Raw genomic sequence first — 16,769 nt, forward strand, 5'->3', positions numbered from 1 at the left:
GAGACTGTAAGCGTAAGATTGAGAAGTTGGATGATCATGAGTAAAAAGGAAGCGGCGCCTCCTCGCAAAAGAAATCGCCACTTCCTCCCCGCAACTGCCTGAAAGGCAGACTGCACATTTAATCTATCATGTGTAAGTCTTTCTCGTAAATGGGTTTCAGCTTGCGGCATTAATGATGATGGAAGTATACGTGGCAAAGGAAGAACTTCTTTTTGGCTAAGGTGAATTTCCGGTAACATAAATTTGAAATTTTATGCAATTTACTTCCAACGGACATTTCCGGTCGGACCAGACAATAAAGCGGCAGAAAGTCGTGGTTCTGCTGTCCCGTCTGACCGGAAATTGGTCCATTCATTCGAGTTAAGAATCGTTTGGCTTTTGTAAAGATGAAACCTTTGTGGCATCAGTCCGTAAAATAAGCGTCGCCAACCACCTGATACAGAAACGAGCGCATTTCTTCGGCTTCTTCTTCGTCCAGGCCGTAGACGTGTTCAAGGTAGCCTTCCTCATCCAAATCATCCGTGCCTAAGATGGCGGTTTTGCCGGATTGCAAATCCGTGACCAGCTTTTTGCCGTAAAAGCGGTTGGTCGTTGTGACGGCGAGATCGAACCGACGCAGCGAGCTCCCGATAAACGTGACGAAACGGGTCGAGGTATCCTCGGTGCTGTCGGAGAGAAAGTCCAAATCTTTATGCGGGTTCGGTTGGCTCATCATTTATGCCTCCTGTGGGTGTGGTTACATGTCTTTTTGGTTAATTATACAGGAAAAGCCGGACCGTTGGAAAAAGGATTAATCTTATAATAGCAGTGTCGTCTATTGACAGTCTCATTGAATATGGTATGATTAGGAATAACAGTATACGTCTGGAGGAAGCACCTCTCTTGCGATAACCGCAGGAGGGGTGCTTTTTGCGTTCCGCCAACATCAGGGTGGTTCCTCCGCGTAGCTGAAGTTAAAGGAGGAGAAAGCTTATGCGGATCGTATTTTTGAACAGTTTGGAGAAGAAAAGAAACGGCGCGTTGATGACCGAGGCCCAGGTCTGGATCGGCGAAGAGGAAGGGCAATGGCGGATGGGCTGGAACGAATTGACCGCGGACGGGGAGCAGGAGCATTTGTGGTACGAAGGGGCTTCCTGGTCGGAAATGCTTCACGTTTACCGCCATCGTCTGGCGGTCAAGCTGGGGGAGGGATTTCGCCCCGTCATGGAGGGAATCTGGGATGAAAAAGAGCAGCTGAGAGGGCGGGGAATGGCGGCTCAGAAATTGATTTGTTACAGCGAGCTGAACGCAAACGAGCCTGTGTATAACGAGCTTTGTGTATGGCGTAGAAAGAAGGCCGCCGCCGACCGGAAAGCGCCCTATCTCATCGCGAGCAATCGGCTGCTGCGCATGATCAGCACATTTTTGCCGCATACGGCCGAGGAACTGCTGCAGCTTCCGGGCGTAGGCGAGAACAAAGCCGCCGAGTTTGGCGCCGAGGTGCTGGATATTACGGAGAAAGCGGAACGAACCCATGATTTTCCGCTGGATTGGGTGGAGCGGGAGATCGATGATGAGACATTCCGGTCCTGGCTATATAAGCAGAAGGAAGTCAAGTTTCGCGCGGAGATGGAAAAATTCAGCGTTCGCCGCTCGTTGCTTGAATCCCTGGCCGCAGGTTCAAGCTTAAACGACATGTGTTCCCGGGCCGGCATCGAGCGGAGGGAGGCGCTGGAGCTGCTTGAATCGTTGGAAAAGGAAGGGTACGATACCGATTCCCTGGTGGATGCCGAGCTGCAGGAGATGCCCGAAGAGGAGCAAATCGCGGTTTGGCAGGCTTACGAGGAACTGGGCGACGCTTTTCTTAAGCCGGTGCTCCAGAAGGTTTACGGCGCCGAAACACCGGAAGGAGCAAATCTCGATTTGCTCTACGAACGGCTGCGCCTGATCCGCCTCCGCTACCGCCGCCACCGCGAAAGCGCCCGCCACGCGGGGTGATTGTCCCCATATAAAAAAGCGCCGAACATGGTTTAACTTCCATGTCGGCGCTTTGACCTTCATACCAAAAGAGCGGTGTTACGGGATGGAGAGAAAATTTGAAGCGGGTAGCGCTTGCCTTGCCGCTTCAGTATTGTCTATATAAGTTGAATTAAAGAAGCGTGAAGAATAGGCAAGAGGGTGAAATGATTCTGAAGAAACGGCAGTGGCCGCCTTTGCGAGCGGATTTCTACCATATTTGAATTTATACAATCATAGAAATCCGGGAACAACAGCGATCGTAAGAACATTTCACCCGTCTGCCCCATCTGTGCAATCATTAGTTCAACTTATATAGAATCCTAGCGGCAACAGCGATCGTAGGCCCAAATATTTCTCGTAATCCCGTTCTTCACCGCTCTGCCCCTAAATCCAATCCCGCTTCCGGAAAATATAAAACATGCCCAAACCAAGCACGAGCATAATGCCCAAAACGATAAAATAGCCGTATTGCGAATGGATCTCCGGCATGTTGTCGAAGTTCATCCCGTAGATGCCGGTGATCAGCGTCAGCGGAATGAAAATCGTCGTAATCGCCGTAAACACGCGCATGATTTCGTTGGCCCGGTTGGCGATGGCGGACTGGTAGGCCTCGCGCAAGTTGCCGACCAGTTCGCGGAACGTATCGAAGTTTTCGGATATCTTCACGGCGTTTTCATAAATGTCGCTGAAATATTTCTGCAGTTGGTCGTCGATCAGCCGCAGATCTTTTTTATTTAAAATATTGATGACTTCTTTTTGCGGGCCAAGCACCTTTTTGAGCCACAAAATTTCGCTTCGCAGCCCGATGATTTCGTTCAAGTGCGAACGTTTCGTATGCATCAGAATGTCTTCCTCAAGCTTTTCGATCTTGACTTCGATCCGGTCGCCGACAATGAAATAATTGTCCACCACGAGGTCGATCAGCAGATACAGAAAACGGTCGGGTTCGCTTACTTCCTGTTCCCATAAAATCGGTTTGACCGCCCGCAGCTCGTTGATTTTCTGCTTGGTTACGGTAATGATGTAATGCCGTCCCAAAAAGATGTTCAGCGCCCGCAGAAAAATCTCTTCGTCATCATAACGGATGCTGTTCACAACAATAAAGTAATGGTTGTCGTATGTCTCGATTTTCGGACGTTGCTCTTCCTCGGTCAGGCAGTCCTCCACGGCCAAATCATGCAGCGAAAACAGCGGCTGCAGCAGCGCCAGATCGTCCACGTCGGCATCGATCCAATAGAAGCCTTCCTCCGGCGGGGTTGTCGTCAGTTCAACGTCCTCTACAGCGTTAAATACGCCTTCTTTAACATGACGGATTTTCATATGCTTTCACTCCCTTTCCCCTGGGGATGAATCCAGGGTTTGCTCTTGGTTAGAGCATAGGAAAGAGACCGCTGCATTCGGCCGCACCGAAAGAGGCGTTTAGCCAAACACCGGGAAACGGAAGTGCCCATCTCGGTCCTTGAGCACCCAGCTGATCAATTTCCTATGCGATTGTAATTTCCGGGTTGTCCTCTGCGAACTCGGGTCGCCTTCCATTCTCGGTTTCACCTCGCAACTTTTCAAAATTGAAACATTCAGTCCGCTTCAAGGCCGAACAGCCTCTAAGCACTTGTTTAGTATAACGCTGCGATCGGAAATGTTTCAACCCAAAAGTATATTATGCACCGGGACGAAAGCCGTACATGAAAAAACAGTGTGATTTTTCTCCTAAGTTCTTGACGGAAGGCAGCATTTACATTAAAGTGATTTCAAGGAGCAACGCTTCATGAACAACAGCTCCGAACCCCAATTAAATACAGCGAAATCTTATCAAGAGCAGGTGGAGGGACTAGCCCGATGAAACCCGGCAACCGGCGATCTTTGATCGCAGCGGTGCTAATTCTTGCAGAACCGATTTCAAGCGATGCTTGGCGGATTCTGAGAGATGAGAGAGGCGCATACTGGAACGTAATGACCTTTCTCCCGCGGAGAGAGGTCTTTCTTGTTATCGCCGACTTTCGAATCGATATGATTTCCGACTAACTTCTAAAGGAGTGAACCCCCTATGCCGATTAAAGTACCGGACCATCTGCCGGCCAAAGAAGTGCTGACCCACGAAAATATTTTCGTGATGGACGAAAGCCGGGCCTATCATCAGGACATCCGTCCATTAAGGATCGCGATCCTGAACCTGATGCCGACCAAAGAAACGACCGAAACGCAAATTTTGCGTCTGCTCGGCAACACGCCGCTGCAGGTTGAAATCGTCCTGCTCCACCCGAGCTCCCATACCTCCAAAAATACTTCGGCCGAGCATTTGGAGATGTTTTACAAGACGTTCGACGAAATCAAATACCGCCGGTTCGACGGCATGATCGTTACGGGCGCTCCGGTGGAGCAGCTGGAATTTGAAGATGTAAATTACTGGGAAGAGCTCAAAGAAATTTTCGAGTGGAGCAAAACCCACGTCACTTCCACCATGCATATTTGTTGGGCTTCCCAGGCCGGTCTTTACTATCATTACGGCGTGCGGAAAATCCCGCTGCCGAAAAAATGCTTCGGCGTGTTCTCCCATACGGTCAACGATCCGCGCGTCAAACTGCTGCGCGGCTTCGACGAAATGTTCCTGGTGCCGCATTCCCGTCATACGGATGTGGAGCGCGCCGACATCGAGCGGGTGCCCGAGCTGCAGATTTTGGCCGAATCCGAAGAAGCCGGAATTTACCTGGTGGCCAGCCGGGACGGCAAACAGATTTTCGTGACCGGACATTCGGAATACGATCCCGATTCGCTCAAGTGGGAGTATGAACGAGACATAGCCAAAGGAATGGAAGTCGATCCGCCGGTCAACTATTTCCCGAAAGACGATCCGTCCCGCCAGCCGGTTTCGTCCTGGCGCGCCCATGCAAACTTATTATTTTCCAATTGGCTGAACTACTATGTGTATCAGGAAACGCCGTATGATATCGATCAAGCGGCGGAAATTATGTATGAGATCTGAAGTGGAGGGATAACAGATGGGAGAGAACAACAAGCAAGAGTGGCGCATCGAAAGCGTCCTGGCGCAAATCGGTTCCGTGGAGGAACCGGTGACCGGGGCGGTGAATTACCCGATTTATCAGGCGACGGCGTTCCGGCATCCGCGGCTCGGTCAAAGCACAGGCTTCGATTACGCCCGGACCAAAAGCCCGACCCGCAAAGTGCTGGAAGACGCGGCGGCCGTTTTGGAAGCCGGGGATGCGGGGTTTGCCTGTAGCTCCGGCATGGCGGCGCTGCAAACGATATTCACCCTGTTTGCCCAGGGCGATCATCTGATCGTATCGCTCGACCTGTACGGCGGGACCTACCGTCTGTTGGAACGGATCATGTCCAAATACGGCGTGACGGCTTCGTATGTGGACACGAACGATCTGGACGCGCTGGAAAGCGTGCGCAAGCCGAACACCAAAGCGGTGTTTATCGAAACGCCAACCAACCCGCTGATGATGGTGACCGACATCGAGGCCGTCGGCAAATGGGCTCATACGCATGGCCTGCTGACGATCGTGGACAATACGCTGCTTACGCCGTATTTTCAGCGGCCGTTGGAGCTTGGAGCGGACATCGTGGTGCACAGCGCGACCAAATATTTGGGCGGGCACAACGACGTGCTGGCCGGACTGATCGTCACCAAGGGCAAAGAGTTGTCCGAGGAGGTGGCGTTCCTGCACAATTCCATCGGCGCGGTGCTGAGCCCGTCCGATTCCTATCAGCTGATGCGCGGCATGAAGACGCTGGCCCTGCGCATGGAGCGCCATCAAAGCAACGCCCTGGCGGTCGCCAAATACCTGCAGGGTCATCCGCAGGTGGCCGAAGTGTTTTACCCGGGGCTGGAGGATCATCCGGGATACGGGATTCAGAACAAACAATCCCGCGGCAACACGGGAATTTTCTCCTTCAAAGTGACGGACGCCGGCTACGTGGAGCCGGTGCTTCGCAACCTGCGGCTGATCGCGTTTGCGGAAAGCCTCGGCGGTGTCGAATCGCTGATGACCTATCCCGCCGTGCAGACCCATGCCGACATTCCCGCCGAAATCCGCGAAGCGGTGGGCGTTGACGACCGTCTGCTGCGCTTTTCGGTAGGCATTGAACATGAGGACGATTTGATCGCCGATTTGGGACAGGCTTTGGAGGCGGCGCGGATCGAAGTCGAAGGGGGACAAAAACATGAGTAAACAGGATCATAACGAAGCGGCGGCTCAACCCGGGAATTTGGGGAAAAAATTCGACACGAAGCTGATTCATTTCGGCAGCGAGGTCGACAGCGCTACGGGCGCATCCAGCGTGCCGATTTATCAGGCTTCGACGTTTCATCATCACGATATTTTTAATCCTCCGCAGCATGATTACAGCCGCTCTGGCAACCCGACGCGGCAGGCGCTGGAGGATTATATCGCGCTGCTGGAGGGCGGCGTGCAAGGCTTCGCCTTCTCCAGCGGAATGGCGGCGATCTCCACGACGTTTATGCTGCTGTCCGCCGGCGATCATATCATTGTGACGGAGGATGTGTACGGCGGTACATACCGGCTGCTGTCGAACATTTTAAGCCGGATGAACATCGAAACGACCTTCGTCGACATGACCCGGCCGGACGAGGTGAAAGCGGCCCTGAAGTCCAACACCAAAGCGGTATATATGGAAACGCCGTCGAATCCGACGCTGAAAATCACCGATATCGCCGAAATTTCCGCCTGGGCCCGCGAGCATGATTTGATCAGCATCGTCGACAACACGTTCATGACCCCGTATTACCAGCGGCCGATTGAACTGGGAACCGATATCGTGCTGCACAGCGCGACCAAGTTCCTGGGCGGCCACAGCGACGTGCTGGCCGGTTTGGCGGTGGCCCGCACCGAGGAATTGGCGAAGCGGCTTAAATTCCTGCAAAACGGCATGGGCACCGTGCTTGGCGCGTCGGATTCCTGGCTGCTCATGCGGGGCATGAAGACGCTTGGCGCCCGCATGGCCCACAGCGAAATCAGCGCCCGGAAGCTGGCCGATTGGCTGAGCAAGCGCGGCGACATCGACGCCGTCTTTTATCCCGGCCTGCCGGATCACCCAGGCCGGGAGATCCAGGAGAAGCAGTCGGCCGGTTACGGCGCGGTCGTCTCGTTTGACGTCGGCTCCGGCGAGCGGGCGAAACGGCTGCTGAGCGAAGTGAAGCTGCCGATCGTCGCCGTCAGCCTCGGCGCCGTCGAGAGTATCCTGTCGTATCCGGCGATGATGTCCCACGCCTCGATGCCGCAGGAAGTACGCAGCGAGCGCGGGATTACCGACGGCCTGTTGCGGTATTCCGTCGGTCTTGAAGATATCGGCGACCTGATCGCCGACTTGGACCGCGCCCTTCAGCGAAGCTGATGTTTGTTTTCCCCCACAGTACCCGGTCATCCTGGCCGGGTGCTTGCTTTTTGGTAAGAAAGTTAACGGCATTTTATGTACTTATTATCCGGACTCAGGCATGTTCATTCCCATTAGCGGCATTTTTGGTACTTATTTTCCTATTAAAGGTCTAGAACGCGGTCATTTCCTTGTCATTCGAAAAAATAGCGACATAAATTGTACCTATTTCTCTCAAATGGACGGATACCGCCGGAATAACGCCCTTTGTTGCCCTTATATTTTGCTGGACTCCTCTCTCAGGCTCAGGCAACCAGGTTTTAGCCTTTTTCAACTGCACTTTTGCAGTTGGTTCCATAAGGCCGTCCTTCTTCCAACCGTTCTCCCGATCGTTCTTCAACCGTTCTTCAACCGTTCTTCCGATCCGGCCTTCGCTCAACACGGGTGCTGTTTTTCTGCCCATGATTATGTTACGATTAAACCATAATGTTTAATTTTTCACGATTTTATTTATCTCATTTTTAGTTGTAGGGAGGCAGTGATATGGCTGCGATCGACGATATATTAAACAAGGCGCTGCAGGGCGGACGCCTGGATTTGGAGGACACGGTCCGTCTGTTCGAATCCGCTGAAGTGGAAAAAATGGGGCACACGGCCAACATTCTGATGGAGCGGAAGCATCCCGAACCGGTGACGACATTCGTCATCGGGCGGAACATCAATTACACGAATATTTGCGACGTGTACTGCCGTTTTTGCGCGTTTTACCGCCGTCCGGGCTCGGAGGAAGGGTATGTCCTGCCGGATGAGGTGATCTTTCAAAAAATCCAGGAAACGATCGACGTGGGCGGTACGGAAATCTTGATGCAGGGCGGAACGAACCCGAATCTGCCGTTCAGCTATTATACGGACCTGCTGAAAGCGATCAAGCAGCGGTTCCCGGATATCACGATGCACTCCTTCTCCCCGGCGGAGATCATGAAAATGAAAGAAGTGTCGAACGGACTGTCGCTTGAACAGGTGATCCGCGAAATTCATGCCGCGGGCCTCGATTCGCTGCCCGGCGGCGGCGCGGAAATTTTGGACGACCGCACCCGCCGCAAAATCAGCCGGCTGAAAGGCTCCTGGAGAGACTGGATGGACGTGATGCAGACGGCGCATAAAATCGGCATGAACACGACCGCGACGATGGTGATCGGGTTCGGCGAATCGATGGAGGAGCGGGCGCTGCACCTGCTGCGCGTACGCGAGGCGCAGGACGAGTGCATTCAAAACGGCTACCCGTCGGAAGGTTTCCTGGCCTTCATTCCATGGACGTTCCAACCGGACAACACGAACTTGAAAGCCGAAAGACAGACGCCGGAATCGTACCTGAAAACGGTGGCGATCAGCCGGATCGTGCTCGACAACATCAAAAATCTGCAGTCTTCCTGGGTGACGATGGGCCCCGAAGTCGGGAAGCTGTCGCTGCAATACGGCTGCAACGATTTCGGCAGCACGATGATCGAGGAGAATGTCGTCTCGTCCGCAGGCGCAACTTACAAAGTCAACATCGGAACGACGTTGCAAATCATCCGCGAGGCCGGAAAAACTCCTGCGCAGCGCAATACGAAATACGAAATATTGCGGGTGTTTGACGAAGAAGCCACGGTCGAACGCGATTTTATTATGCAAAATTAATCCGCATAAGCTGGCAGGCTATTGGCAAAACTGCCTTTCATTCCATGAACCTATTCCGTATATCCGTTTCCTTCCCGCCATATACTTGGAGAAGGAAGCGGAAGGGGGACAGGTTCATGGATTTTTTTACGATACGGGTCAAAGCCGCTGAGGCCGAAGCGCAAAACCGGTTCGCCGGTTACTTGCATGATGCCGTAAGCAGTCTGCACTCTCCGCGGGCCGTGCTCACGCTGAGCGAGGTTTCGGGCGGAACGATGGAGGCTGTGGTCAACCTGCCGGGGGCGGCGGGAGAAAACAAACCGGAACGACTGATCGACCTTTTATCGCTGGGATTAGCCAAGTATGTCGTGCATGTGAAAGAGGATGAGCTGCTCGGACGGATTTTGAACCGGGAATATGAGTGGACTTCGCGCGAGGAAATGGAAATCGTGAAGAACATCTGCCGCGAGCTTTTGGAGCAGCCCAGAGACGGAGTCAAGACCTGTCCGGCGGAAAGGCGGGTTCAGATGGTTTGCGCTGCGCTGCGGGAATATCTGCACAGCGAAAAGCATCTGCATCTTGACGGTTTTGCCGCCTTCCGGCTGAAGGAGTACGAGGCCAGTCTGCGGGAAGCCGCCGATTTCGCGGTGGACGAGTATTTGCTGGATAAGCAGTATGAGGAGTTTATTAGTTTGCTGCAGTATTTTGTTTATTTTCAGGAACCGCTGACGCCGCTCGTCCATTTGATGCATAAGCAAGGACATGAATTCGCGATTTTAAACGAGCAATTTTCACCGATCCAACTTCCGTCCTCGGGCGGAGTGGTGGCCCGAATCGCCGATCAGGAAATGGAAATGGAGGACGTTATCGTCAGCACGCTGATTTCGCTTTCCCCGGACCGCATTTTGATCCATACACAGGACCCGGGGGCGCAGGTCATTGAAACCTTGGCGAAAATTTTTGGCGAGCGCGTGGAAATTTGCCTTCTCTGTCCGCAGTGCAAGCTGTTTCACCGTGAGGTCCGCCGCCTGGATCAAGGCACATAATAAAGAGGTAAAGCGTTTTGAACAAAGCACATCGGAAGCATACTCTTTGGTGCTGAAAATCCGGCTTTTTGAACTCGCACTTAAGGGGGATCCGGCAAAATCTTGACGAGCCGGCGGGGATAGCATTATAATGATGTTCAAGCTAAAAGCGATGACAAAGACATGAACCAAAATGCCTGAAGGTGCAGAGAGAGGGAACATGGGCTGGAATTCCCTCCGGATTCGGTTTTGGTTTACCCCTTTGTAGCTGCGTTCCCGAACCCCAAGTGCGCGGATTCATGTCCGCCGTTTTTCGTTTATGATGATTAACGGTACTAAGGAATGCCGGTTCATTGCCGTTACACAATGCCGAATTAAGGGTTTATCGCCGCTGGCGGATGCTGCGGAATAAGCCGAATGAGGGTGGAACCACGGGTATAACGCTCGTCCCTTTGCCGGGACGGGCGTTTTTTGATTTGTCCGTTTCCGGAAGACCTTAAAACTATTTACGAAAACAGGGAGGAAACGACGATGGGAGCAGTATCCATTTCTTTGCCGGACGGGTCGGTCCGGGAGTACGCGGAAGGAAGCAGTTTGGAGGATGTGGCCGCTTCGATCAGCAGCGGGCTGCGCAAAAACGCGCTGGCCGGGAAATTAAACGGCGTGGCGGTCGATTTGAGCGCCAAGCTGATTGACGGGGCCAAGGTGGAAATCATTACGGGGGACTCCAAAGAAGGCCTGGAGATTATGCGCCACAGCACCGCGCATTTGATGGCGCAAGCGGTGAAGCGGCTGTTCGGCAGCAAGGAGGTCAAACTTGGGGTCGGTCCGGTCATCGAGGACGGTTTTTATTACGACATGGATCTGGAGCATCCGCTGAATCCGGAGGATCTGCAGAAAATCGAAAAAGAGATGGAGCGCATCATCGGCGAAAATCTGCCGATTTCCCGGCGCGAAGTCAGCCGCGAAGAAGCGTTGGCGATTTACACCGAATTGGGCGATCCGTACAAGCTGGAGCTTATTCGCGATTTGCCGGAAGACAGCGTCATCTCGATTTATGATCAAGGCGAGTTTTTCGACCTGTGCCGGGGGCCGCACGTGCCTTCGACGGGCAAAATCAAAGTGTTCAAGCTGCTGAGCGTCGCGGGGGCTTACTGGCGCGGCAACAGCGACAACAAAATGCTGCAGCGCATTTACGGCACCGCGTTTATGAAAAAGGCGGAACTCGACGAGCATCTGCATATGCTGGAGGAAGCGAAAAAACGGGATCACCGCAAGCTGGGCAAAGAGCTGAATATCTTTACGTTCAACAATCTGGTCGGACAAGGCTTGCCGATCTGGCTGCCGAAGGGGGCGACGGTGCGCCGGACGCTGGAACGGTACATCGTCGATATCGAGGAGCGGCTTGGCTATCAGCACGTGTATACTCCGGTGCTCGGCAACGTCGACCTGTACAAAACCTCGGGGCACTGGGAGCATTACCAGGACGATATTTTCCCGAAAATGGCCATCGACACCGAGGAATTTATTCTTCGCCCGATGAACTGTCCGCACCATATGATGGTCTATAAAAGCGATCTGCGGAGCTACCGGGATTTGCCGATCCGCATCGCCGAGCTCGGCATGCAGCATCGGTATGAAATGTCCGGAGCGCTTACCGGACTGCACCGGGTCCGTTCGATGACGCTCAACGACGCCCATATTTTCTGCCGTTTTGACCAAATCAAAGATGAATTCAAGCGCGTGCTGGATTTGATCGCCCAAGTCTATAACGATTTCGGCATCAAGGAATACCGGTTCCGTTTGTCCTACCGCGATCCGCAGGATACGGAGAAATATTACCAAAACGATGAAATGTGGAACAAAGCGCAGCGGATTCTTCGCGAGGTCGTAGAGGAAGCGGGACTTCCGTTCTTCGAAGCCGAAGGCGAAGCGGCCTTCTACGGTCCGAAGCTGGACGTGCAGATCAAGACCGCGCTCGGCAAGGAAGAGACACTGTCGACGGTGCAAATCGACTTCCTGCTCCCGGAACGGTTTGAGCTGGAATATGTCGGCGAAGACGGGGCCAAACACCGTCCAGTCGTATTGCATCGCGGCATTCTCGGAACGATGGAACGGTTTACCGCCTTCCTGCTTGAGAACTTTGCCGGCAATCTGCCGCTTTGGCTGGCGCCGGTGCAAGCGAAGGTCATCCCGGTATCCGGAAACTTCGACGCGTATGCCCGCCAAGTCGAAGACAAGCTGCGGGCCGCCGGCATTCGGGCGGAAAGCGACCTGCGCAACGAGAAGCTCGGGTACAAAATCCGCGAGTCCCAGCTCGAGAAGCTGCCGTACATGTTTATCGTCGGCGAAAACGAGCAAAGCGGCGGCACCGTATCGGTGCGTAAACGCGGCGAAGGCGACCTTGGAGCCAAAGCGCTGGATGAAGTGATCGCAAAGCTGCAGGACGAAATCCGCAACCATACGATATAATAAAGGGCGGCTTTTCAGCACCGGAGCATGTGCTTCCGTTGTGCGTTTTTCCAAAACGTTTTGGTCGGTTGAAGCCAGGGACGAAAGTAGCGGAGCGTAGGTGGATCCTACGTAAAGCAACTAAAATGTTTCCGTAGGAAACATGCTTCGAAAGCATATGCCCCACCCGGCTGAATTCAAGATTCGACGCCGTATAAACTTCATGAATTTACTTCGTGATCAAAAGCCGCTCACGTATAAATTGAGGCGCATGTGGAAAACCTTCGGATAAGGGGGAGGTTTTCTCATGCGCCAAATTTATATCTGGAAACATATCGGCAAGTGCTTGATGCTAGGAGTGCTGCTGACCGTTACGCTCGCCGCGGATGTTCCGCCGCACGGGATTGCCGGGGCGAATCAGGCGGTATATCAATACCGGAGTCATGCGCCGTGGCTGGAAGCCGGAATTTCCCGGACACCCGCCGGTTGGCAAAACCGGGCCGTTCATTACCGGCACAAGTTGATGTTAAACGTGCAAAAAACCGAGACGAAGCCCGAACCGAAACAAAAGACCGTCAAGACGGTCAGGGTTCTGGCTACCGGATATACCGCGGGCTATGAATCCACGGGTAAAAAGCCCAACCATCCGCAGTACGGCATAACGTATTCGGGAGTCAAGGTACGGCGGGACAAGGATACGGTATCGACCATTGCGGCCGACCTGAAGGTGTTCCCGATCGGCACCATTTTATATATTCCGGGCTACGGATACGGGGTCGTCGCGGATAAAGGTTCCGCCATCAAAGGAAAAAAAATCGATTTGTATTTCGATACAACGAAGCAAGTATATAAAGAATGGGGCAAGAAGGAAGTCGAAGTGCAGATCGTCCGGAAAGGCAATGGGAAACTGACGGAAGCGATGCTGAAAGAGCTTGGCAAAGCGATGGAAGTGAGCAAGGAAATCCCGGAAGATTTGTGGAACAAGGCCATTTAACAGCGGATTAACAATTTGCTCCAGTCCGCATATTTTACTTCGCCTGTCGCATAATAACCGATGTGGTCATCCTTCGCGAGGACCGCATCGCACCCGGCGGTGACAAACCGCTCTGTTATGGAGAGGGAGGTGAAATTCATGCCAAATCAAAATCAAAATCAAAAACGTGCGGCTTCTCCTGGTTACAAAACACCAAACGAGAAGTTTAACGAAGAATTTGCTGAGGAAAGCACTGCAACCGTTGCCCAAAAGGCTAAAGCTTCCCGCAATGCAACTACGCCTGTAAGCGGTACTCAACAACAACAACAATAGTTAAGCAACTAAGCGAAGAGCGCCCTAAAATCGGGTGCTCTTTTTATATGTAAATATTTGGTGTTTTCCTCGGTCCGGAGACCGAGAGAAGCTTACTTCTCCCGCCGCTGTCCTCCTTCAGCAGCTTGTTGTACACTATCATTAACAGAGTTTGCTTGAGATATGGAGGGAAACATGATGAGACACAATTGGTTCGGCAGGCTGATCGGCGGGTTGCTGCTCATTGGTATCGGGGCCTTGTTTTTGCTCAACCAAATGGGAATAACCGACGTTAGCATCGGCTATCTGTTCTCTACGTTTTGGCCGGTGTTTCTGATTTTTGCCGGATTGACGAGCCTGGCCTCGGGCAACCGGCACGGCGGCGGACTGGCGGGCAGCCTGATTTTGCTGCTGATCGGCGGTTATTTTCTTGGCAGTAATTTGGGATATATATCGCTCGATCCGGGGGACTTCTTTAAGTATTTCTTCCCGCTTGCGCTGATTATCGGCGGGATTTGCCTCATTTTCAGACCGCGGTATTCACACCGCCGCCGCGAGGGATTTCCGCCGCATCCGCACCGCCGCCGCCATGAGCAATTTCCGCCTCCGCCGCCGTCGCCGCTGAATCCGCCCCCGCCCCCGGCATTTCATCCGGAAATGGAGTCGCCGCTGGATTCGATTTTCGGTTCGCTGGAGAAGGAAGAGGCCAAGAAGGAAGCCACGCAGGAGAAGGAGCGTCCGAAGCAGGAACGTCCGAAGCAGGAACGTCCGAAATACGATCATTACTATGGCATGGACAGCGACAAGGGTGAAGTGGTCAATAAATCGGGATTTATCGGAGACGTGCATTTGGGGCAGGATTATTTTCAGCTGCGGCCAACGAACATCTCGCATTTTATCGGGGATACGGTTATCGATTTGACAAAGGCGCAAATTCCGTACGGGGAGACAAAAATCAACGTTTCGTCTTTTATCGGCGACGTCAAGATATTCATTCCGGAGGATATGGATATCGGCATCATGGCCACTTCCAGCGCCTTTATCGGCGATTTGAAGGTGCTGAAGCAGAAGCAGGGCGGATTTATGAGCAGCGTTTCCGCCGAATCCCCGTATTACCGGGAAGCGAGCAAAAAAATCAAGCTGGTCGTCAGCGTGTTTATCGGCGACGTTAAAGTGAATATGGTGGGTTAGGCGGATGATCGTACAGCGTATTTTAAAAAATACGAAATGGGAGCTGCTGTGTTATTTTCTGCTTACGGGAGGATTGACGGCGGCTGCTCTTTACATCGGCTCCAAAACCGGAGTGATTCATGTGGGCGACCCCCACGTGTGGATTTACGACATTGCCGGCATTGTGGTGTTTACGCTGATCATCGGCTATATCGCTGGCCGGCGGATTCAGGGGAAAATCGATCTGCTTCATTTAAACATGCTGCAGGTGGCCAAAGGCAATTTGTCGATTCGGATGCCCGAAACGGCGGATCAGACGTTTGCCGGTGTTTATCAGGAATTCAATGAAATGGTCGATTCCATGGAAACGAAAATGCAACTGCTGCAGCAGCTTGGGGAGCAGGAAGTCATGGAAAAGGAGCAGGCGGCCGAAAAAGCGGTGTTGGAAGAAAGAAGACGCATGGCCCGAGACTTGCACGATACGGTGAGCCAGCAGCTGTTCGCGATTCACATGGCCGCTTCCTCGCTGCCCAAAGTGCTGGAAAGCAATGCGCCCGCGGCTCATACGGTGCTGGAACAGCTCATCCAGATGTCGAATACGGCGCAAAAGCAAATGCGGGCGCTGATTGCCCAACTTCGGCCGATGGAGCTGGTCGGCAAATCGCTGGCGGAGGCACTGGATCAGTGGTTTCCGGATTACTGCAGGCAAAACGGTTTGAAAGGAATCAAAGACCTGGATCTTCAGGGGGAGCTGTCGGAAGCGAAAGAGCATCAGCTGTTTCTGATCATTCAGGAAGCCATGGCCAACATTGTCAAACATGCCGGGGCCCATTTGGTCAGCCTGTCGCTTCGCGAAGGGCCGCGCCAGGTGGTGCTCGGCATTAGCGATGACGGACAGGGTTTCAGCGGCACCTCGCAGAAGCAGGGCTCTTACGGGCTCACGACGATGAAGGAGCGCGCCGAAAAGCTTGGCGGTCATGTTGAGGTGATCAGCAAGCCGGGAGCGGGCACGACCATTCGGGTGCATATCCCGAAATTTGAGGAAGGTAAGGGAGGAAGCCGCGAATGAGCAGCAAAATCAGGGTCATGATCGTCGATGATCATGATATGGTGCGAATGGGACTGAAAACCTATTTGATGCTGGACCCGGGCTTTGAGGTGGTGGCCGAAGCCGGGGACGGCGAAGCGACAGTCGAACTGCTGGAGCAAGGCATTCCCGGCGGCTTGCCGGACATCATTTTGATGGATTTAATGATGCCGGTCATGAACGGCGCGGAGGCGACCAAAGCGGTACTCAGCCGCTACCCGCAGATCAAGATCGTCATCCTGACCAGCTTTTTGGAGGATGAGCTTGTCGTTCAGGCGGTCGAAGCCGGAGCGGTCAGCTATGTTTTAAAAACGGTCTCGGCCGAAGAACTCATCTATGCGTTGCAAGGAGCTTACCGCGGGATGCCGGTCATGACCGGAGACGTGGCCCAGGCGCTGACGCGCGGGCTGCGCCAGCGTACCGTGCAGGGGGACGATTCCGGGCTCACCGAGCGCGAGAAGGAAGTGCTGCTGCTCATTGCCGAAGGCAAAACCAACAAGGATATCGCCGAAGAGCTGCATATCAGCATCAAAACCGTCAAAACGCACGTCAGCAACCTGCTGATGAAATGCGAGCTGGACGACCGCACACAGCTAGCCATTCATGCCCACCGGCAGGGCTGGGCGTCCCGTCAGTAAGGTTGTTTTATCTTCCCCGGATATGGATATGGAAACGACCCGAAAATCGCCATTTGGCAGCCGGTAATTGCTCTAAGCTACTGGAGCGGCGAACCCCGGCT

Annotated in this window: 15 protein-coding genes and 1 riboswitch; of the genes, 12 read left to right on the plus strand and 3 right to left on the minus strand. The window is 53.3% G+C overall.

Going from position 1 to position 16,769, the window contains the following annotated elements:
* Positions 1 to 403 precede the first annotated feature (403 nt).
* Positions 404 to 712, minus strand: coding sequence for a DUF3055 domain-containing protein (locus NYE74_RS32285; protein WP_036624885.1), 309 nt, complete (start codon positions 710 to 712; stop codon positions 404 to 406).
* 260 nt (positions 713 to 972) lie between these two features.
* Between NYE74_RS32285 and NYE74_RS32290 the strand changes: the two genes are divergently transcribed.
* On the plus strand, positions 973 to 1,977 hold the full coding sequence (locus NYE74_RS32290) for an HRDC domain-containing protein (RefSeq protein ID WP_036624883.1): 1,005 nt from the start codon (positions 973 to 975) through the stop codon (positions 1,975 to 1,977).
* Positions 1,978 to 2,382: 405 nt separating this feature from the next.
* On the opposite strand, the gene corA is transcribed toward NYE74_RS32290, so the two are convergent.
* Positions 2,383 to 3,318: a magnesium/cobalt transporter CorA gene (gene corA / locus NYE74_RS32295; protein ID WP_124331699.1), complete on the minus strand. Its 936-nt coding sequence runs from the start codon at positions 3,316 to 3,318 to the stop codon at positions 2,383 to 2,385.
* A gap of 483 nt (positions 3,319 to 3,801) precedes the next feature.
* A riboswitch (SAM riboswitch) is annotated at positions 3,802 to 3,929 on the plus strand.
* A gap of 113 nt (positions 3,930 to 4,042) precedes the next feature.
* Here corA and metA point away from each other — a divergent pair.
* The 3 genes from metA to NYE74_RS32310 are packed head-to-tail and all read left to right on the plus strand — an operon-like array spanning position 4,043 to position 7,374.
* The gene (gene metA, locus NYE74_RS32300; protein WP_124331698.1) at positions 4,043 to 4,978 is read left to right on the plus strand and encodes a homoserine O-acetyltransferase MetA; all 936 of its coding nucleotides are present in this window, start codon (positions 4,043 to 4,045) and stop codon (positions 4,976 to 4,978) included.
* 16 nt (positions 4,979 to 4,994) lie between these two features.
* Complete coding sequence (locus NYE74_RS32305) at positions 4,995 to 6,191, plus strand: aminotransferase class V-fold PLP-dependent enzyme (protein ID WP_124331697.1); 1,197 nt, start codon at positions 4,995 to 4,997, stop codon at positions 6,189 to 6,191.
* Positions 6,184 to 7,374: a trans-sulfuration enzyme family protein gene (locus tag NYE74_RS32310; protein WP_124331696.1), complete on the plus strand. Its 1,191-nt coding sequence runs from the start codon at positions 6,184 to 6,186 to the stop codon at positions 7,372 to 7,374. Before NYE74_RS32305 ends, NYE74_RS32310 begins: the two co-directional genes overlap by 8 nt.
* A 151-nt stretch (positions 7,375 to 7,525) precedes the next feature.
* Here the strand turns inward: NYE74_RS32310 and NYE74_RS32315 are convergent, their stop codons facing one another.
* A complete protein-coding gene (locus NYE74_RS32315; RefSeq protein ID WP_270618853.1) occupies positions 7,526 to 7,711 on the minus strand; it encodes a hypothetical protein in 186 nt (61 codons plus the stop codon).
* A gap of 185 nt (positions 7,712 to 7,896) precedes the next feature.
* On the opposite strand from NYE74_RS32315, the gene mqnC reads away from it, so the two are divergent.
* The 8 genes from mqnC to NYE74_RS32355 all read left to right on the plus strand — a co-directional run bounded on the left by mqnC (position 7,897) and on the right by NYE74_RS32355 (position 16,668).
* Positions 7,897 to 9,033 (plus strand): cyclic dehypoxanthinyl futalosine synthase, encoded by a 1,137-nt coding sequence (gene mqnC / locus NYE74_RS32320; RefSeq protein ID WP_036624876.1) that lies wholly within the window; start codon positions 7,897 to 7,899, stop codon positions 9,031 to 9,033.
* 116 nt (positions 9,034 to 9,149) lie between these two features.
* The gene (locus tag NYE74_RS32325) at positions 9,150 to 10,058 is read left to right on the plus strand and encodes a putative sporulation protein YtxC (RefSeq protein WP_036624875.1); all 909 of its coding nucleotides are present in this window, start codon (positions 9,150 to 9,152) and stop codon (positions 10,056 to 10,058) included.
* Positions 10,059 to 10,568: 510 nt separating this feature from the next.
* A complete protein-coding gene (thrS, locus tag NYE74_RS32330; protein ID WP_124331694.1) occupies positions 10,569 to 12,509 on the plus strand; it encodes a threonine--tRNA ligase in 1,941 nt (646 codons plus the stop codon).
* A 286-nt stretch (positions 12,510 to 12,795) separates the two neighbouring features.
* A complete protein-coding gene (locus NYE74_RS32335; RefSeq protein WP_276323229.1) occupies positions 12,796 to 13,482 on the plus strand; it encodes a 3D domain-containing protein in 687 nt (228 codons plus the stop codon).
* 138 nt (positions 13,483 to 13,620) lie between these two features.
* Positions 13,621 to 13,794 carry a hypothetical protein gene (locus tag NYE74_RS32340; RefSeq protein ID WP_196427587.1) on the plus strand — a complete coding sequence of 58 codons (174 nt, stop codon included), beginning with the start codon at positions 13,621 to 13,623 and terminating at the stop codon, positions 13,792 to 13,794.
* A 177-nt stretch (positions 13,795 to 13,971) separates the two neighbouring features.
* Complete coding sequence (gene liaF / locus NYE74_RS32345; RefSeq protein ID WP_270618884.1) at positions 13,972 to 14,964, plus strand: cell wall-active antibiotics response protein LiaF; 993 nt, start codon at positions 13,972 to 13,974, stop codon at positions 14,962 to 14,964.
* A 4-nt stretch (positions 14,965 to 14,968) separates the two neighbouring features.
* A complete protein-coding gene (locus tag NYE74_RS32350; RefSeq protein WP_036624871.1) occupies positions 14,969 to 16,012 on the plus strand; it encodes a sensor histidine kinase in 1,044 nt (347 codons plus the stop codon).
* Entirely contained in the window at positions 16,009 to 16,668 is a 660-nt protein-coding gene (locus NYE74_RS32355; protein WP_155621213.1) for a response regulator, read from the plus strand. The genes NYE74_RS32350 and NYE74_RS32355 overlap by 4 nt, the downstream gene beginning before the upstream one ends.
* Positions 16,669 to 16,769: the final 101 nt, after the last annotated feature.

The organism is Paenibacillus sp. FSL P4-0127, from assembly GCF_038007325.1.
In the GTDB taxonomy this organism is placed as follows: domain Bacteria; phylum Bacillota; class Bacilli; order Paenibacillales; family Paenibacillaceae; genus Fontibacillus; species Fontibacillus macerans.